15 protein-coding genes are annotated in these 17,278 nt (G+C 59.4%); 6 read left to right on the top strand and 9 right to left on the bottom strand.

What is annotated here, in order from left to right; genetic code table 11:
- Nucleotides 1-62: 62 nt before the first annotated feature.
- Nucleotides 63-1,529, bottom strand: coding sequence for a tRNA uracil 4-sulfurtransferase ThiI (gene thiI / locus ACONT6_RS16420; protein WP_428819495.1), 1,467 nt, complete (start codon nucleotides 1,527-1,529; stop codon nucleotides 63-65).
- Nucleotides 1,530-1,888: 359 nt separating this feature from the next.
- Here thiI and glnA point away from each other — a divergent pair, with 359 nt between their 5' ends.
- From glnA to ACONT6_RS16390, 6 genes are all read left to right on the top strand, one after another.
- Nucleotides 1,889-3,295 (top strand): glutamate--ammonia ligase, encoded by a 1,407-nt coding sequence (glnA, locus tag ACONT6_RS16415; RefSeq protein ID WP_181254956.1) that lies wholly within the window; start codon nucleotides 1,889-1,891, stop codon nucleotides 3,293-3,295.
- A gap of 184 nt (nucleotides 3,296-3,479) precedes the next feature.
- Nucleotides 3,480-4,172: a DUF4124 domain-containing protein gene (locus ACONT6_RS16410; RefSeq protein ID WP_428819494.1), complete on the top strand. Its 693-nt coding sequence runs from the start codon at nucleotides 3,480-3,482 to the stop codon at nucleotides 4,170-4,172.
- 305 nt (nucleotides 4,173-4,477) lie between these two features.
- The gene (glnL, locus tag ACONT6_RS16405) at nucleotides 4,478-5,551 is read left to right on the top strand and encodes a nitrogen regulation protein NR(II) (RefSeq protein WP_428819493.1); all 1,074 of its coding nucleotides are present in this window, start codon (nucleotides 4,478-4,480) and stop codon (nucleotides 5,549-5,551) included.
- 63 nt (nucleotides 5,552-5,614) lie between these two features.
- The gene (gene glnG, locus ACONT6_RS16400; RefSeq protein WP_428819492.1) at nucleotides 5,615-7,027 is read left to right on the top strand and encodes a nitrogen regulation protein NR(I); all 1,413 of its coding nucleotides are present in this window, start codon (nucleotides 5,615-5,617) and stop codon (nucleotides 7,025-7,027) included.
- A gap of 258 nt (nucleotides 7,028-7,285) precedes the next feature.
- Nucleotides 7,286-7,627: a zinc ribbon domain-containing protein YjdM gene (locus ACONT6_RS16395; protein WP_428819491.1), complete on the top strand. Its 342-nt coding sequence runs from the start codon at nucleotides 7,286-7,288 to the stop codon at nucleotides 7,625-7,627.
- A gap of 97 nt (nucleotides 7,628-7,724) precedes the next feature.
- The gene (locus tag ACONT6_RS16390) at nucleotides 7,725-8,543 is read left to right on the top strand and encodes a hypothetical protein (RefSeq protein ID WP_428819490.1); all 819 of its coding nucleotides are present in this window, start codon (nucleotides 7,725-7,727) and stop codon (nucleotides 8,541-8,543) included.
- 54 nt (nucleotides 8,544-8,597) lie between these two features.
- On the opposite strand, the gene ACONT6_RS16385 is transcribed toward ACONT6_RS16390, so the two are convergent.
- The 8 genes from ACONT6_RS16385 to ACONT6_RS16350 form a co-directional block, all read right to left on the bottom strand.
- On the bottom strand, nucleotides 8,598-9,137 hold the full coding sequence (locus ACONT6_RS16385; protein WP_428819489.1) for a DUF3833 domain-containing protein: 540 nt from the start codon (nucleotides 9,135-9,137) through the stop codon (nucleotides 8,598-8,600).
- A 131-nt stretch (nucleotides 9,138-9,268) separates the two neighbouring features.
- A complete protein-coding gene (locus ACONT6_RS16380; RefSeq protein ID WP_428819488.1) occupies nucleotides 9,269-10,411 on the bottom strand; it encodes an AI-2E family transporter in 1,143 nt (380 codons plus the stop codon).
- Nucleotides 10,412-10,536: 125 nt separating this feature from the next.
- Nucleotides 10,537-11,277, bottom strand: a complete 741-nt coding sequence (locus ACONT6_RS16375) for a D-Ala-D-Ala carboxypeptidase family metallohydrolase (RefSeq protein WP_428819487.1) — start codon at nucleotides 11,275-11,277, stop codon at nucleotides 10,537-10,539.
- Between the two features lie 42 nt (nucleotides 11,278-11,319).
- The gene (locus ACONT6_RS16370; protein ID WP_428819486.1) at nucleotides 11,320-12,000 is read right to left on the bottom strand and encodes a D-Ala-D-Ala carboxypeptidase family metallohydrolase; all 681 of its coding nucleotides are present in this window, start codon (nucleotides 11,998-12,000) and stop codon (nucleotides 11,320-11,322) included.
- Nucleotides 12,001-12,190: 190 nt separating this feature from the next.
- Entirely contained in the window at nucleotides 12,191-13,738 is a 1,548-nt protein-coding gene (locus ACONT6_RS16365) for a phosphoenolpyruvate carboxykinase (protein ID WP_428819485.1), read from the bottom strand.
- Between the two features lie 389 nt (nucleotides 13,739-14,127).
- Complete coding sequence (gene hslO, locus ACONT6_RS16360; RefSeq protein ID WP_428819484.1) at nucleotides 14,128-15,006, bottom strand: Hsp33 family molecular chaperone HslO; 879 nt, start codon at nucleotides 15,004-15,006, stop codon at nucleotides 14,128-14,130.
- Between the two features lie 150 nt (nucleotides 15,007-15,156).
- Nucleotides 15,157-15,594, bottom strand: coding sequence for a DUF4124 domain-containing protein (locus tag ACONT6_RS16355; RefSeq protein WP_428819483.1), 438 nt, complete (start codon nucleotides 15,592-15,594; stop codon nucleotides 15,157-15,159).
- A gap of 114 nt (nucleotides 15,595-15,708) precedes the next feature.
- A complete protein-coding gene (locus ACONT6_RS16350; protein ID WP_428819482.1) occupies nucleotides 15,709-17,256 on the bottom strand; it encodes a S1C family serine protease in 1,548 nt (515 codons plus the stop codon).
- Nucleotides 17,257-17,278 lie beyond the last annotated feature (22 nt).

Raw genomic sequence — 17,278 nt, 5'->3', positions numbered from 1 at the left:
AATTGCCGGTTGTCAGGGCGGTAGCGCCACACTGATTAGTTAAGTGGCGCTCCAGATCCGGGTCAGTGTTTGGGCTTGACCGGGCGGTACACACCCACGTTGCGATAGCCCTCATCCAGCAGGTGCGACGCGTGCAGCTGGCTCATTACCCCGCGGTCGCAATACAGCAGGTAGTGCTTTTCCGTATCCAGTTTCTGGAATGCAGTGCTCAGGCGGAAGAAGGGGATGGTTTCCACTTCGGTGCCGTCCAGTTCCAGCGGATTGACTTCCTCTTCGGTGGGATGGCGGATGTCGATCACGGTGGCGCTGCCCGGCTCGGTGACAATATCCACCGGCGGCACGTCTTCGCCCAGGTCCGTCATCACCTCATCGATGTTCTGCATCACCCGGTCGCCGATGGCGCGGTCGAGCACGGTAAAGTCGAAGCGGGTTTCCTCGTGTTCCACCTTTTCCATTTTCGCGCGAGTGGTGGGTTTTACCGAAATCACCCCGCAGTACTCCGGCATGTTCGCAGCGAATTCCTCGGTGCCGATGGCGCGCGCGGTGCGGATGATGTCGGTTTTGTCCGAGGTGATCAGCGGGCGCAACACCAGGGTGTCGGTGACGCTGTCGATCACCGCGAGGTTTTTCAGGGTCTGGCTGGATACCTGGGCGATGGCTTCACCGGTCACAACTGCATCCACTTCCAGTTCCTTGGCCACGGCGGAGGCGGCGCGCAGCATCATGCGCTTCAGTGTCACGCCCATATAAGAGTCGTCCACCTGTTCAAGGATCTCTGCGACCACTTCGTCGAAGGGCACGGTGATGAACTTCACCCGGTGGGAGGCGCCGTACTTTTCCCACAGATAGAAGGCGACTTCCTTTACTCCCAGTTCGTGCTGGCGTCCGCCCAGATTGAAAAACAGAAAGTGGGTGCGGATGCCGCGTTTCATGGTCAGGTAGCTGGCCACTGTGGAGTCGAATCCGCCGGAGACCAGGGACAGCACCGGATCCTGGGTGCCCAGCGGGAAGCCGCCGAGGCCCTGGTGCAGCTCTTCGATCACGTTCAGTTTGTCGTGGCGGACTTCCAGCTTCACGGTGACATCGGGATTTTTCAGTTTTACCCCGAGAGCATCGGTGTTCTTGTTGAGTCCACCGCCCACGTACTGCTCCACGTCAAGGGACTGGAAGTCGTGCTTGCCGGTGCGCTTGACGCGCACACAGAAGGTCTTGCCGGCCAGCTGTGGTCCCCAGATCGGCAGGGTCTTCTGGTAGATATCGTCCAGGTCACCCAGGGGGAACTGTTGTACCCGGGCAAAATTGGCAATGCCGGGAGTGTGCGCCAGTACCTCTTCAATGCGTTCGGAAAGGTGGGATACTGCATCGGGTGCAATCACGTCGATCTTTTCCCAGTCTTTCTGCACCTTGATCCGGTCGTCCAGCTGTCGCATCAGCTTACGCAGGTTATCTGCAAGCTGGCGCGACATGCGCTTGCGCACCGGATTGCTCTTGATGGTGATCTCTGGGAAAAATTTGACGACGAAATGCATGTGAATGTGCCGGAACCGCGGTTGAATTTGAGGCCGGGTTGCGCTGAGTCGCTTCCCGGCAAAGGTGGCGAATTATAAACTCGCTATCGGGAATTTGCTTGCGGCACTGTTTTGGTGCCTGGCGTGACCATGCAGCCCCAAAATGGTGCAAATTGTGGTTTTGGGGCACCAACTTTGGGACTACCTTGAGGGGGCGGCGATGGCTCGCGGCAGAAAACAGGCCGTTATCGCTGAATTCTGCCCTCCCGACACCGCGCGCAACCGGTTTGCCCCAATTTGGCACATTCCTTGCTTTGACTGTTGCCACAAGATAAAGCGAATTGGCGCGACACATAACTTATCATTCTTGGAGGACTGCAATGTCAGCGAAAACGCTCGGACTCATCAAAGAGAGCGAAGCCAAATGGGTAGACCTGCGCTTCACCGATACCAAAGGTAAAGAACAACACGTTTCCATTCCTTCTAAGGAAGTTGACGGCGAGTTCTTCGAAGAAGGCAAGATGTTCGACGGTTCCTCCATCGCTGGTTGGAAGGGCATCAACGAATCCGACATGATCCTGATGCCGGACGACGAAACTTCTTTCCTCGACCCCTTCACCGACGAAGCGACCGTTATCATTCGCTGTAACATCGTCGACCCGATCACCGGCCAGGGCTACGAGCGCGACCCGCGTTCCATCGCACTGCGCGCTGAGGAATACCTGAAGTCCACCGGTTACGGTGACACCGCGCTGTTCGGTCCGGAGCCCGAGTTCTTCGTATTCGACGACATCACCTGGGGTGCCGAAATGGGCGGCGCCTTCTACAAGATCAACTCTGAAGAAGCCGCCTGGTCCTCTGGTGCTTCTTTCGCCGAAGGCAACATGGGCCACCGCCCGGGCGTTAAAGGCGGTTACTTCCCGGTTCCGCCGGTCGACTCCCTGCACGACGTGCGCGCCGCTATGTGTTCCGCCATGGAAGCCATGGGCCTGGAAATCGAAGTACACCACCACGAAGTGGGTACTGCGGGCCAGTGCGAGATCGGTGTTGGCGCCAACACCCTGACCAAGAAAGCGGACGAAGTTCAGATCCTGAAGTACGCGGTACACAACGTAGCCCACGCTTACGGCAAAACCGCTACCTTCATGCCCAAGCCGCTGGTAGGTGACAACGGTTCCGGCATGCACGTGCACCAGTCCTTCAGCAAGGACGGCGTAAACCAGTTTGCAGGCGACGCCTACGCTGGCCTGTCTGAAACTGCCCTGTTCTACGTTGGCGGTATCATCAAGCACGCGCGCGCCCTGAACGCGATCTGTAACTCTTCCACCAACTCCTACAAGCGTCTGGTTCCGGGCTTCGAAGCGCCGGTTATCCTGGCCTACTCCGCGCGCAACCGCTCTGCGTCCATCCGCATTCCGTTCGTGCCGAGCCCGAAAGGCAAGCGCATCGAGACCCGCTTCCCGGATCCGACTGCCAACCCGTACCTGGCCTTCGCAGCCCTGCTGATGGCTGGCCTCGACGGCGTGAAGAACAAGATCCACCCCGGCGACGCTGCAGACAAAGACCTGTACGACCTGCCGGCGGAAGAGCTGGCCGAGTACCCGACCGTTGCTTCCAGCCTGGAACAGGCTCTGGATGCACTGGACGAGGACCGCGCGTTCCTGACCGAAGGTGGTGTATTCACCGACGACGCCATCGACGCCTTCATCTCTCTGAAGCGTGAAGAAGTACAGCGTGTGAACATGACCACTCACCCGGTCGAGTTTGAACTGTACTACTCCTGCTAAGTAGCAGGTATCATCAGCGCGCCGCCGCCGGTTTCTCTCGCAAGGGAGATCTGGTGAGAACGGCGCAAAGATGACGAGAAAGCCCGCACTCTGGTGTGGGCTTTTTTTATGCGCGTCTGATTTTCGCGATACACTAGCCTTAAAACAGGCTCCCTGAAATACATAGCGAGAGGCAGGAACGCCCATGAGCAGGTGGATTGTACTGACCGCAGCGCTGCTGGCTGCAGCGGCGATGGCACAGCAGGACTCGTCGGATAAAGATCGCGCCGCAGACGGCAAGGGTGCCGACAGTGCGTCCGGCAACAGCGTGTACCGTATTGTCGGTCCGGACGGGAGGGTGACATTCAGCGACTCCCCGCCCGCCGGACAGAAGGCCGAGAAGATCAAGATCGGGCCCACCAATGTACAGCCCATAGCGCCACCCCTGCCGCTGCCCACACGCAAACTGTCGCCGCGGGATCAGGACGATCGGGAGCGCCGCGGAAGCGACCAGGGCCCGGTGAATTTCTCCATTGTCAGCCCTGCCAACGATGCCACCATCCCCCCGGGGCAGCGGTTTATCGTGTTGCAGGTGGCGCTCAATCCGGTGCCGCGCGATGGCTACGCCTTCTATGCGGTGATCGATGGGCAGCGCTGGTCGGGTATGTCCTCCGGCACCAGCCTGGATATTTCCGCGCTGGAGCGCGGCACGCATACCGTGCAGGCGGTATTGCTCAGCGCCGGCGGACAGCCGCTGGCCCAGTCCCAGGCGATCCAGATCCATGTGAAGCGTCCCGGCGGACAAGTGCCCGATTACCCGGCCCAGCAGGCGCCGCAGATGCCAAAACTGCCGCAGGCGCCGGGTGTGGCCAAGCCGCCAAAGCCCAAGCCCCGTTGAGCTGATCTCCTTCTTACCCGCCCTGCTGCGCCAAACTTGCGCACCGGGGCGCCTTCTCTCTCCTCGCCCTGGCGTCCACCGTCCCTTCTCGTGCACGCCCAGCCGCCGAATTCTTCCCGTGCTCCGTTGTGAGCATCAAAGTTGATTGTTTTTTGCTCTATGCACAAGATTGGTGCATTATGGTGTGCTGTCGCGCGCCGACGCCCCTGAAACCTTTCCCTGTGTCCGGGTTTTTGCGCCATTTTGGTTTGCTTCTTGCACTGCCATTAAGCGAACCGGAGATATGAACAGAATCGGACCCCCGAATGCTCAAGGACCGTCAGTTACGTCTGCTTTTGGACAACCTCACCTCGGCCGTTTTGGTGCTCGATGAGAACCTGTCCCTGTGCTACCTCAACTCCGCTGCGGAAGATCTGGTTGCGGCGTCCAGTGCCCGCTCTATCGGATTGCCTCTGGAAGAGGTGGTGCGCGAGTCCCGCTCCGCCCAGCAGGCCCTGCGCTCTGCGCTGGCTACCGGAGAGAAGTACACGGTGCGCCGCGCCCTGTGGCTGCTGCACAACCTGGAAGAATGCACCGTCGACTACTCGGTGACCCCGCTCACCGATCTCGGGCTGTTATTGCTGGAAGTGCAGTCCATGGATCGCCTGTTGCGCATCGCCCGCGAGGACGCGCTGATCTCCGCCCAGGAGACCACCCGCAACCTGGTTCGGGGCATGGCACACGAAGTGAAAAATCCACTGGGCGGAATTCGCGGAGCGGCACAGTTGCTGCAAAGGGAACTGGTAGATCTGAACGACGAGGGTCTCGGTGAATACACCCAGATCATCATCGAAGAGGCGGATCGCCTGCGCAATCTGGTGGACCGCATGCTGGGGCCCCGCCAGCCGGTGAAGCTGCTGCCGGTGAACGTGCACTCGATTACCGAGCGCGCGGCCCAGTTGATCGAAGCGGAGTGCGACGGAGCGCTGATTATCAAGCGGGACTACGACCCGTCGATACCGGATATCCCCGCAGACAGCGAGCAATTGATTCAGGCTGTATTGAATATCGCGCGCAATGCGATGCAGGCCATCGCCGAAAGTATCGGACTGGAAGCCGGCAGCCTGACGATCCGTACCCGGGTACAGCGTCAGTTCACCATCGGCCGCAGGCACTGTCCGCTGGTTTGTCGAATCGACATCCTGGACAACGGCCCGGGGATTCCGGAGGAAATTCGCGAGCGTATTTTCTACCCGATGATTTCCGGACGCGCTGAGGGTTCCGGGCTGGGACTATCCATTTCCCAGCACATCATCAATCAGCACCGGGGGCTGATTAAATGCGAAAGCGAGCCGGGACAGACCGAATTCCAGATTTATTTACCGCTGGCGAGTGAATAGCCGCAGCGGACTTGAAGACATTACAAATTATTCGAAAGTAAAAACGCAGGCCGGAAAATTATTATGAACAATCGCGTTTGGATCATTGATGACGACCGCTCCATCCGCTGGGTACTGGAGCGCGCCCTCTCCCGTGCCGGGATTGACACCACCTGTTACGAAAATGGCGATCGCGCCCTGGATGACTTTTACAGTGAGTCCCCGGATGTGGTGATCAGCGATATTCGCATGCCGGGCTCCGACGGATTTAAATTGCTGCAGCGATTCCAGTCCGAACGTCCGGAGCTGCCGATTATCATCATGACCGCGCACTCGGATCTCGACAGCGCGGTAGCCGCTTATCAGGGCGGTGCCTTTGAATACCTGCCCAAGCCGTTCGATGTGGACGAGGCGGTGGCGGTGACCCGTCGCGCCCTGGCACACGCCAACGAGCAGCAACCGGAAGAGCCGGTCATTATCGAAAACGGCACCGGTAACAAGGAAATCATCGGCGAGGCGCCGGCGATGCAGGAGGTGTTCCGCGCAATCGGTCGCCTGTCCCATTCCAATATCACCGTGCTGATCAACGGTGAATCCGGTACCGGTAAGGAACTGGTAGCGGCGGCGCTGCACAATCACAGCCCGCGCAAGAACCAGCCGTTTATTGCCCTCAACATGGCGGCGATTCCAAAAGACCTGATGGAGTCGGAGCTGTTCGGTCACGAGAAAGGCGCGTTTACCGGCGCCAGTGCCCAGCGTGCCGGTCGCTTTGAACAGGCCAATGGCGGTACCCTGTTTCTCGACGAGATCGGGGATATGCCCGCGGAGACGCAGACCCGTCTGCTGCGGGTACTGGCAGACGGGGAGTTTTATCGGGTGGGCGGCCACACCCCGGTAAAAGTTGATGTCCGCATTATCGCCGCGACCCACCAGGACCTGGAGCGCCTGGTAGAACAACACAAGTTCCGCGAAGACCTCTTCCACCGCCTCAATGTTATCCGCATCCATATTCCGCGTCTTGCCGATCGCCGTGAAGACATCCCCCGCCTGGTGCGCCACTTTTTCAACAGTGCCGCCAAGGATCTCGGGGTAGAACCGAAAATCCTGCTCAAGGAAACCGAGGAATACCTCTCCGGGCTGGACTGGCCGGGTAACGTGCGCCAGCTGGAAAATACCTGTCGCTGGATCACCGTCATGGCGTCCGGTCGCGAGGTGCTGGTGGATGACCTGCCGCCGGAACTCCACCAGCAGGGCGCCACCAGCGAGGCGCCGCAGGACTGGCAAAAAGCCCTGCGCCTGTGGGCCGACCAGGCCCTGGCTACCGGCCAGCGGGAGATTCTCAGCGAAGCGGTACCGGCGTTCGAACGCGCCCTGATCGAGATCGCACTCAAGCACACCGCGGGCAGAAAACGCGATGCCGCGGAACTGCTGGGCTGGGGGCGCAATACCCTCACCCGCAAACTGAAGGAACTGGGGATGAGTGGCGGCGACGACTGAGCGCGCGCCAACCACTGTTCCTGGTTTCTCAGTACCCACAACACCCGGCAAAGCCGGGTGTTGTCGTTTTATATTTCCCCTATGCCCAGGAACCGGCCGAAATACGGGCAACTTCCCGCAGGACCGGTACTGGCCGAAAAGCCTGGAAATTTGCACCGGCGCGCGCCATGTTCTCTAATGCGCGCTTCTAAAATTACCTCGGTAATTCCTGAGCATTCCCGATGGCACTGCTGTCATCGTTTCCAAAAGGGTTTTTCAATGAGCGATCTCCCCAATTGTCCCCAGTGCCAGTCCAGCTATACCTACGAGGACCGCGACAGGTTTGTGTGTCCGGAATGTGGCCACGAGTGGTCTGCGGGGGAAGCCGAGGCGGCATCCGATGACGGGCTGAAAATCAACGACGCCAACGGCAATCCGCTGGCGGATGGCGATACGGTGACGGTGATCAAGGACCTCAAGGTGAAGGGTTCCTCCTCGGTAGTAAAGGTCGGAACCAAGGTGAAGAATATTCGCCTGGTAGAGGGCGATCACGATATCGACTGCAAGATCGACGGTATCGGTCCGATGAAACTCAAGTCCGAGTTTGTGAAAAAAGCCTGATCGAATCGCAGTTGACGCCGGAGGCACCCAGTCCCGGCGACCGTGGTCCAGTCGCGAAATCTGAGCCAAACTTGGGGGAAAGGTTTCGAGGCTGGACATGATTGCTGACGAGCTGTTTCACTCCATTCCGCTGGCGGTGATTTACGCGTTTACCGTGCTGCTGGTGCTGGCCACCATGGGGCTCGGGTTTCACCTGGGGCATCGCTATATCCGCGCGCTGGGTACCGAAAAGGAACCCTCCATCGGCAGCGCGGTGACCGCCACCCTCGGCCTGCTGGCATTCCTGCTGGCGTTCACCTTCAACATGACCGCAAGTCGCTACAACGACCGCAAGGCGTTATTGCTCGACGAAGTGAATGCCATTCACACCGCCTACCTGCATGCAGATTTTCTCCAGCCACAAGCGGCGCGCAAGGCGAAAGTGCTGCTCGCCAATTATGCGGAGTTGCGTGATTTTAATCCGCGGGTGGATGAAATAACCCCGGAGGGGCTGGCGCAGAGTGTCGCCATCCAGGATCAGTTGTGGGCGCTGATCGATGAGCATATCGCGCAGGACTACAACGCCGGTTACCTGCGACACTTTATCGAGCCGGTGACCAACCTCATCAATTCCCACAACTCGCGCATCGTGGTCGGCCTCGAATACCGCATACCGGGCCCTATCTGGATCGCGCTGTATATCCTTACCGGGCTGGCGATGCTGGCCATCGGCTTCCAGTTCGGGGTCAGCCGTGGCGGCTCCGTACAGCTGGCCGTGACCCTGGGGCTGACCTTTGCCACGGTGATTCTGTTGATTGCGGATCTGGATCGGGCCACGGAGGGGGTGATCATTGTCGATCAGCGGCCGATGGCGGAGATGAGTTTGATACTGGAAGCGTCGGAAGCCCGACGTATGGTTTCGCCGGACCCGCCGTAATCTGCACTGTGATCGATGGAGGTAAGATTTACTCCAGCGCGGGCTCAGGCAGAATTATTTGACGATAGTGAGCTGAATTTCCCCAACGTTAAAGCCCCATTTGCTGAGCTGGGACTCTGCGATCAGCACGTTGGGTGCAACCAGGAACATCTGGTCATCCACATTCACGTTGATGGTGCGGCCTTTGTATGGCACCTGAAGAGTGTATTGCATAAACACGGCATTACCGGCGACCGACATGATTGAGGTGCCGACGACGTCGCCAGCGCTGGCCGTATATTTGCGTACGGACTGTGTGCCAGAGTCCGCCGGTACCAGCTGCCAGGTTCGGTACTGGATCTCGCCGTCGTCAAACTCGAATTTTTCACGCAACTGGCCGCGACCATTTTCCCAGCTTCCGTTGATCTCAGCGACAAACCGACGAGTCACATTGCCGCCGCGGTCTTTTACCAGTCCATAGGCCTTCATGGGCCCGGAGAAAAAATCCTCGGCGACGAAGCGCGGGGTGTTGTCGGCGTAATCTTCAATGCCGGGGGCGCTGCATGCGGAGCACACCAGCGCAATTGCCAGCAACAGCAAACGAGGTTTTTTCATGTTTCTTCCTGGCTAACCGGGTATTGCACAAAGGTGACCTTCTGCAATACGAGGCTTCGCCAGGATTGGATTAACTGCGTTGGCTAATTCGTCGAAACAGACCGCAGGGCAGTCAGCGCCGACTGCTGAAATCAGCTCTGGGAATCAGAAGAATCCGCTGATGCCGCTGGGCCCGCGTCTTCGGGCGAATCTCTCAATGGCGAGTCCAGTCGCGAAGGCACCAGTGGTTCGTTGCCACTGATAAATTCGCGCATGAAAATTTCCCAGAAGGCCATAAACAGCGCAGCTAACAGGGGACCGATGGCGAAGCCACTGATGCCGAACATCAACAGGCCGCCGACGGTGGAAAACAGCACGATATAGTCCGGCAATTTGGTGTCGCGGCCTACCAGGATCGGGCGCAGGATATTGTCCACCAGGCTGATGACCAGGACCCCGTAGACCATCAGTACCGTGGCTTTCACCGCATCGCCGGTGGCATAGAGGTAGAGCCCGGCGGGGAACCAGATAATCGCGGCCCCCACCGCGGGCAGCAGCGATAGTACCGTCATCACCACGCCCCACAGCAGCGGAGCGGGCAGGTCCAGCACCCAGAAAATCAGTCCGCCGAGGGTGCCCTGGGTGACCGCCACCACCAGGTTGCCCTTGATGGTTGCGCGGGTTACTTCGGCAAATTTTGCCAGCAGCAGTTTTTCCCGCTCGTCACCCAGGGGCAGCGCGCGAATCAGCAGCGCGATCAGCGAATTGCCATCGCGGATCAGGAAAAAGGTCAGGTACAGCATCAGGCCGAGGCTGACAAAAAAGTTCAGCGTATTCTGGCCGAGCGCCAGGGCATTTTTGGCGATCAGGCTACCGGCAGTCATCAGCCCGCCGAGGAGCCTTTCCTTGATGCCGTCGAAGTCCATCCCGATTCGTTCCAGCGCCGCGTTGATCCCGGGGAAGGCCGCGCGGATCTGCTCCACCTTGGCGCCGAGGTTGATCTCGCCGGACTGCACCTTCTGGTACAGATTGGCCACCTCGCTGATAAACGAGCTGGCTACCAGCAGTACCGGGATAACCACCACCACGATACACAGCAGCAGCGTGGCCAATGCGGTGAGGTTGGGCCATTTCGGGAAACGTTTCAGCAGGTAGCGGTACAGGGGATGGAAAATCAGGGCCACCGCACAGGCCCAGAAAATGGCGGTGAAAAATGGCTTGAGCAGGAAACCAAAAGCGATGGTTACCAGCAGTAGCGTAAATATAAACGAGCGTCTTTCCAGTCTTTCCTGCACCGGTCATCCCTGGCTGTAGTTATTCAGTTGTATTTATTCGGTTATGGGCTGCGCTTGTGCGAACAAGCGGCGGCCACGCGGTGGCGGCCGTGGTCAGCAGGTATGAAAACAGATAGGCGGGGGCTTTACCAGCGGCGGTAACCGCATGTGTCCACATGAAAGCGGATACCGCTGTAGATACCGAGCCCCATATTCCATTTGCGTCCGACTTTTCTGTGGATACGGCGCAGCTTGGGCAGCAGTTGTTTGCGGGTGTATTCGTCCTCGGGGATCATGTCGAGGCCGCAGAAGTGCATATGTTTACTGGTGCGCGCGCCTCCGGCCTTGGCGTTGTAGCTGGAGGTGCGCCAGCCTGACAGAACATGCACCGGGCCGATGGCGGGGATGATGTAATCCCTGAGCACCTTGAGGGTATCCACCATGGTTTCCCAGTTTTCTTCCGGGGGGATGGCAAATGGCGGTTCGCCGATTTTCTGCCAGTCGGTACCCTGGCGCATGAGCTCATACGGCGGCACTACCTCTGCCACTTCGTTGATCTCGAGGAAGTGTTCCAGTTTTTCGAAGTGCGCGCGGTGGTCGTCCTCATCGAGGAACTTTTCGAAGGCGATGGCGGTGGCCGCGGTGTAGCCCTTGATCTTGTATATCAGGGGTACATCCGGATCGAGCACGTCCGGAACCGGCTCCGGTACCGGCTCAATATACTCCACCGGGCTGACAATACGCTCCGCCAGCTCGCGCACCTTTTCCACCGTCAGCACAATCAGTACCAGGCTGAATACCAGTACCAGGGCAATAATCCAGATTACGCGACGGCGCTCGATATGGATGTCGATAAATTCGTGATCGGGGGTTTCCTTGATATCCATCGTGTACTGCTCAATCAACTCCGGACAAGTAGTGGGCGCGGGTTACCAGCGGCGAAACCCGCAGGTGTCCACGTGGAAGCGCACACCGCCGTATATTCCCAGGCCCATATGGCTGTCGGGGCCCAGGCGTGCGTGCAGGTTGCGCAACTCTTCGATCAGTTCCTTGCGACTGATATTGGAGCGCGGTACCAGGTCCAGGCCGCAAAAGGTTTTGTGCTTGCTCTTCTTGGAGCCGCCCGCCTTGCGGTTGTAGCCGTCGGTGCGGAACGCGGAAACCACATCCACCGGGCCGATCGTCGGCACCAGCTCGTCGCGGATCAGTTTCAGGGTCGCGATCATGTTCGGCCAGTAATCCCGGGGCGGTATGGCAAACGGTGGCTCATTGATATCCAGCCAGTCCGAGCCCTGGCGCAACAGGTTTTCCGGTTCAATGGCGTCGGCTACGCCGGCGTTTTGCAGAAAGCCGGTCAGTTGCCCGAATTCACTGCGATTGCCGCGCTCGCGCAGGAACGCATTGAGGCTGGCGTGAGTCGCCACCCGATATCCTTTGAGCTCGATATAGGGTTTTTCCAGGGTTTTCAGGTACAGATACAGCCACAGGATGAACAGCAGCAGGAGCAGCAGCAGCGCGACACCCGCCACCACCCACCAGTTTGTCTGCTGGTTCTGGGGCAGATGGTCGTAGCGGCGTTTGAAGATGGAAAAAGGATTTCCCGACGGCATGTCCGCAGCCTGTGTACCCTTGAGTCGTTGATGCGCTGTGCCGCGTGTGAAAACGCGGGCCCTCTAAAGACTATAGCTGTCTGGCGCTGTCTGGCCGTGGGCGCTTGTGGGGACGGACTTCAGATACAAAAAAGGCGGCCCGAAGGCCGCCTCTGTGCGGTGGGGTTGCCACCACTGGGGAGTCAATACATCAGGCCTTGGGGCCCGCTGCCTTGATTTCGTCGCTGACTGCGAATTTCTCAATATTGTCGGCGAACAGCGCGGCCAGCTTGCTGGCAGCGGCGTCGTAGGCGGCGGAGTCGGCCCAGGCATTGCGCGGATTCAGGTAGGACTTGTCCACACCCGGTACTTCCAGCGGAATTTCCAGGTTCATGGTGTCCAGGTGCTCGGTGCCGGCGTTCTCCAGAGCACCGCTCTGGATCGCCGCTACCACCGCGCGGGTGACCGGGATCGGGAAGCGCTTGCCTTGCTCGCCGGAGCCACCGGTCCAGCCGGTGTTGACCAGGTAGACCTTGGAGTCGAAGTCCTCGATGCGCTTCATCAGCAGGTCCGCGTATTCGCGCGGTGCGCGCGGCATGAACGGGGCGCCGAAACAGGTGGAGAAGGTGGGGTGAATGCCCGCTTCCGCACCCAGCTCGGTGGAGCCCACGCGCGCGGTGTAGCCGGACAGGAAGTGGTACGCGGCCGCTTCCTTGGACAGTACGGATACCGGGGGCAGTACGCCGGTCACGTCACAGGTCAGGAAGATTACGTTCTTCGGCTCGCCGGCGCGGTTTTCCAGCTGACGCATTTCCACGTGTTCCAGCGGGTAGGAGCAGCGGCCGTTTTCGGTCAGGCTGGTGTCGTCGTAGTCGGGTACGCCGGCTTCGTCGGTCACCACGTTTTCAACGATGGCGCCAAAGCGGATCGCGTCCCAGATTACCGGCTCGTTTTTCTGGCTCAGGTTGATGGTTTTGGCGTAGCAGCCGCCTTCCATATTGAACACACCGCCCTTGGCCCAGCCGTGCTCATCATCGCCGATCAGGTAGCGATCCGGGTCAGCAGACAGGGTGGTTTTACCGGTGCCGGACAGGCCGAAGAACAGGCATACATCGCCGTCTTTGCCCACATTGGCAGCACAGTGCATCGGCATCACGTCTTTTTCCGGCAGCAGGAAGTTCTGTACGGAGAACATGGCCTTCTTCATCTCCCCGGCGTAGCGCATACCCGCCAGCAGTACTTTGCGCTGGGCGAAGTTGATGATCACGCAGCCTTCGGAGTTGGTGCCGTCGCGGGACGGGTCGCACTCGAAGTTGGCTGCGTGCAGGATGCGCCACTCTTCCTTGCCTTTCGGGTTGTACTTTTCGGCGCGGATAAACATGTTGCGGCCGAACAGGTTGTGCCACGCAGTCTGCGTGGTGACTTTCACGGGGATATAGTGGTCTTCGTCCTGGCCCACGTGCAGCTGCTGCACGAAGCTGTCGTGGCTCGCCACGTAATCTTCAACTCGACTCCACAGCGCATCGAACTTTTCCGCGGGGAAAGGACGGTTCACGCTGCCCCACTCGATGCTGTCGGAGGTAGAGGGCTCTTCCACCACAAAACGGTCAGCCGGGGAGCGGCCAGTGCGCGCGCCGGTCACGGCCAGCAGGGCTCCGGTGTGAGTGAGGTGACCCTCACCGCGTTGCAGAGCTTGCTCTACCAGTTGAGCGGGCGCCAGGTTGGACAATACCTGCACTGTGTCGTCTTGCTGTGCCATTCGTTTATTACCCATGAAAGTTGTATAACTGAAATAAATAGTAGGGGGTGCCACCTGGGATTGCGATAAATGTTCGCGACTGATTACCGCGCCAGGCGGGCTGGCGGGCGCATTATGGCAAACTTCAAATTCTGATCACAGGAAAATCTGTATAAATAGTGATCAAAAACAGCGTTGTCAGGGAAAAAAATCGCATTTTTTCATTTAAAATTATGATGTAGTTTTTTTACTTCATAATTTTGGGGAATATTGGGTGTTCTGTAGTTTTTACTACAGCCCCGCACCCCGGCGGGACTGGGTCAGGGCGCATCCCCGAGGGAAGTGGCTGAGCAGGAAATCTGGGTCGGTAGATACGAAAAACGCGCCACATGGCGCGTTTTTATTTTGGGTCAGTGCAGGGTATGCGGCGGGGCGTTGAACAGCTCCTCGACCTTGTCGCGATCGAAACGGTAGGTCTTGTTGCAGAACTGGCAGTCCGCGGTGATCTCACCGCCCTGCTCCTCCAGCAACTGGTACACGTCCTCCGGGCCCATGGCGATCAGCGCACGGGCGCTGCGCTCGGCGGAGCAGCTGCATTTGAAACGGATATTTGCGGTACCCAGACTGGCGGGTTCCAGCTGGTGGAACAGGCGCACCAGCAGCTCGTCGTGGGGCAGGTTGTGCAGTTCCTCAGCGGTGACCGTGGACGCCAGGTGTACCCCGGTCTCCCACGCGTCCTCGTTTTCCGCCGGGCTCGCCGCATTGTTGCCCGGCAGCACCTGCAGCATGATACCGCCCACGGTGTCTTCACTGGATTCGATCCAGAAGCGGGTCTGCAGCTGTTCCGACTGGGTGAAGTAATCTTCCAGGCACTCCGCCAGGGTGTCTTTCTCCAGGGGCACGATACCCTGGTAGCGCTCGCCCTCCTGCGGGTCCACGGTAATCACCAGCGCGCCGCGGTTGCCCACCAGCTCGCGCAGGGTCGCGTTTTCCGGAATCTCTGCGCCTTCCGCTACCCGCGCCAGGCCGCGCACATCACTGTGGTGGGTGCACTCGGCTACCAGCAGCGGCACATCGCCTTCCCCCCGTGCCTGCAACATCAGGATACCTTCGAACTTGAGGGTGGTGGAGAGCAAGCAGGCGGCGGCGAGGAATTCGCCGAGCAGCTTCTGTACCGGTAGCGGCAGCTGGTTGTGCTCCAGTACCTCGCGGTACGCATCGGTAAGCGTGACCAGCTGGCCGCGAATATCGTGCTTGGAGAAAATGAAGCGTTCCAACTGGTCCGACATGATTGAGTGCCTCGCTGAAAATCTGGGGTGGCGATTTTAGAGGCTCGCGCGCCCAAATACGATGGCCCTGTGTATTAGTGGGCACAATCGTGGGTAGGATAGTGGTGGCCTGCTGGTCATGGTTGCCGGTATCGGCCGCGCGGGGCATGCCTAGTCGCCGCAGACCTGCCGGATGCGCTGCTCCAGCGCGCGCGCCTGGTCTTCGCGCTGGCGTTCACTGATGGTGGATTCGTTGCCTTCGCGGTCCACGAAGTACACCGGCCCCTTGAGAATTTTCAACTGCTTGCGCGCGTGGGCACAGGCGGCCTGTTGCTGACGCTGGGCATTGGCCTTGCGCGGCTGTTTGCGCGCGGCGTATTCGCGCTCGATCTGCTCAGCGCGGCGGGTATCGGGGAAGTCCTGCCGGCGGGTGGGGTCGGCGCTGTTGACGGGCTTCAGCTGATCGTCCAGGGATTCCGCTTCAGCTTCCACCGGTGGCCGATCACCAAAGTGCACCTTGCCGTCCGCATCCACCCATCGGTAGAGCTCCCCGGCACCGGCGTTCAGTGCCAGTAGCGTAGAGCCGATTGCAATCAGCCTGCGAAACATCCTTGTTCCCCCATTTTTTCAATGCGTTTCGATCGATCTTTATCTGGCGCTCACCCGAAGCGCAGCTCTCGTTGTTTGTGCCGTCGTTGGTTGCCCAGTGCACTTTATTGCGCGCTACCGGAGCGGCACTGATTCAGTTTGCTGCACCTGCCCCAGTTCCGGGTCTGCGCTCTCGCCTTCCGCCAGGGTGCTGAACAGTCCCAGGGAGTGACGCTCGGGAATCTGGTAGGTCTGCAGGATAAATGGCTGCTGTTCACGGGCGGCAGCTGCATCCAGCACCATGCGATAGCCAGCGCCATCTTTCAGTTCGACGAACTCCTCCTGTGTGGACTCCATCAGCTGTGAAAACTGCTGGAAATCGCGAATCTGCTCGCCGTTGACGGATTCGATAATCCAGTTTTTCCAGTCGTGGTAGCCGAGATTGACCGGCGCCGGCAGCACCTTGAGGGCCACCACCAGCTCCTGTTGCTCGGGGCTGGACCACTGGTTGCGCGCGTACAGGTATTCGATGGGTGCCTTGGAGTGCCAGTTATTACCCCAGCGCTTGATCAGGTTCATATTCAGCGGCACAAACACCACGCCACCGTATATGTAGTAGCGCGGGCGCTGGTCGAACTTTTCTCCCTGCACCAGTGAACGCGAGGGTGGGGTCGCGGCGAGGGTGATTTCGGCATCGAGGATTTCGCCGTTGCGGGAGATGCGCAGCGGCAGTTTGTCGCCCACGTGGTACTGGTCCACGGCGTAGTGGTAATTGGTGCGTTGGTTCTCGCGCCATTCGATGGTGCGATCCGCGGCGATGTCGAAGCCGTCCACCTGCAGCAGCACGTCGCCGGGCAGCAGCGCCTGTGCTGCGGGTGCGTTTTCGAATACCCGCACCACCAGTGCGCCTTCCTGATCTTCTGTCAGGCCGGCAGCGGCTTTCATGGAGGGGCTCTCGAGGCTCTGGGTCACGGCGCCCAGTTCGGGGAAGCCCTGGTGGATGCCGTCTTTGGCATCTTCCAGCACATGACTGATTACGCTCGGCGGCACAAAATAGCCGAGGTTTTCTGCGCCCTGACTGTGGTTGGTCTGCATGGCGACGCCGACGATTCGGCCATCGGAGATGACCGGCCCACCACTGTTGCCCGGGTTGATGGCGGCGTCGATCTGGCCGGCCATAAGATAGCTCTCGGCATGTGCGTAGTACTGGTGCTCAACCCGGGAGAGCACGCCGCGGGTGATGGAGAGGGATTTGCCGCCGATTGGGTAGCCGTAGACAGTCACCTCTTCCTGCAGGTCGGGCAACTTGCCGAGGGACAGGGGGCGGGTATCGTCGAAAAAGCTTTCGTCTTCGACGGTGAGCAGGGCGAGGTCGGCGTCGTGGGAGACAAATTTGACCCGCGCGCGGAATTTCTGCGCGTCACCGTGGCGCTGTACCTGAATGAAGCTGCCGTTGGCAATGACGTGGGCGTTGGTGAGTATTTGCTGACCTTTGATGACGGCGCCGGAGCCCGACAGCTGCTGGGCGTTGAGCAGTGCCCAGGGGTTGAAGAAGTCGGGGGCGGCGGCGGTGGTGTAGATCTTGATGATCGAGCGCTTGAGCTGTTCCCGCTCGCGATTGTCGGCACTGGCGGACTGGGAGAAACAGAGAATCAGCAGGCACAGAGTCAGCAGGTGTTTCATTGCGGCTTCTTGGTTATTCGTT

It is taken from the genome of Microbulbifer sp. MCCC 1A16149 (assembly GCF_050368945.1).
In the GTDB taxonomy this organism is placed as follows: Bacteria; Pseudomonadota; Gammaproteobacteria; order Pseudomonadales; family Cellvibrionaceae; genus Microbulbifer.
This window is presented reverse-complemented; position numbering and strand designations above follow the sequence as displayed.

What these genes read in the sequence shown, in the direction of transcription:
- thiI (WP_428819495.1), bottom strand. Translation starts at nt 1,529, where the DNA reads ATGCATTTCGTCGTCAAATTTTTCCCAGAGATCACCATCAAGAGCAAT.
- glnA (WP_181254956.1), top strand. Translation starts at nt 1,889, where the DNA reads ATGTCAGCGAAAACGCTCGGACTCATCAAAGAGAGCGAAGCCAAATGG.
- ACONT6_RS16410 (WP_428819494.1), top strand. Translation starts at nt 3,480, where the DNA reads ATGAGCAGGTGGATTGTACTGACCGCAGCGCTGCTGGCTGCAGCGGCG.
- glnL (WP_428819493.1), top strand. Translation starts at nt 4,478, where the DNA reads ATGCTCAAGGACCGTCAGTTACGTCTGCTTTTGGACAACCTCACCTCG.
- glnG (WP_428819492.1), top strand. Translation starts at nt 5,615, where the DNA reads ATGAACAATCGCGTTTGGATCATTGATGACGACCGCTCCATCCGCTGG.
- ACONT6_RS16395 (WP_428819491.1), top strand. Translation starts at nt 7,286, where the DNA reads ATGAGCGATCTCCCCAATTGTCCCCAGTGCCAGTCCAGCTATACCTAC.
- ACONT6_RS16390 (WP_428819490.1), top strand. Translation starts at nt 7,725, where the DNA reads ATGATTGCTGACGAGCTGTTTCACTCCATTCCGCTGGCGGTGATTTAC.
- ACONT6_RS16385 (WP_428819489.1), bottom strand. Translation starts at nt 9,137, where the DNA reads ATGAAAAAACCTCGTTTGCTGTTGCTGGCAATTGCGCTGGTGTGCTCC.
- ACONT6_RS16375 (WP_428819487.1), bottom strand. Translation starts at nt 11,277, where the DNA reads ATGGATATCAAGGAAACCCCCGATCACGAATTTATCGACATCCATATC.
- ACONT6_RS16370 (WP_428819486.1), bottom strand. Translation starts at nt 12,000, where the DNA reads ATGCCGTCGGGAAATCCTTTTTCCATCTTCAAACGCCGCTACGACCAT.
- ACONT6_RS16365 (WP_428819485.1), bottom strand. Translation starts at nt 13,738, where the DNA reads ATGGCACAGCAAGACGACACAGTGCAGGTATTGTCCAACCTGGCGCCC.
- hslO (WP_428819484.1), bottom strand. Translation starts at nt 15,006, where the DNA reads ATGTCGGACCAGTTGGAACGCTTCATTTTCTCCAAGCACGATATTCGC.
- ACONT6_RS16355 (WP_428819483.1), bottom strand. Translation starts at nt 15,594, where the DNA reads ATGTTTCGCAGGCTGATTGCAATCGGCTCTACGCTACTGGCACTGAAC.
- ACONT6_RS16350 (WP_428819482.1), bottom strand. Translation starts at nt 17,256, where the DNA reads ATGAAACACCTGCTGACTCTGTGCCTGCTGATTCTCTGTTTCTCCCAG.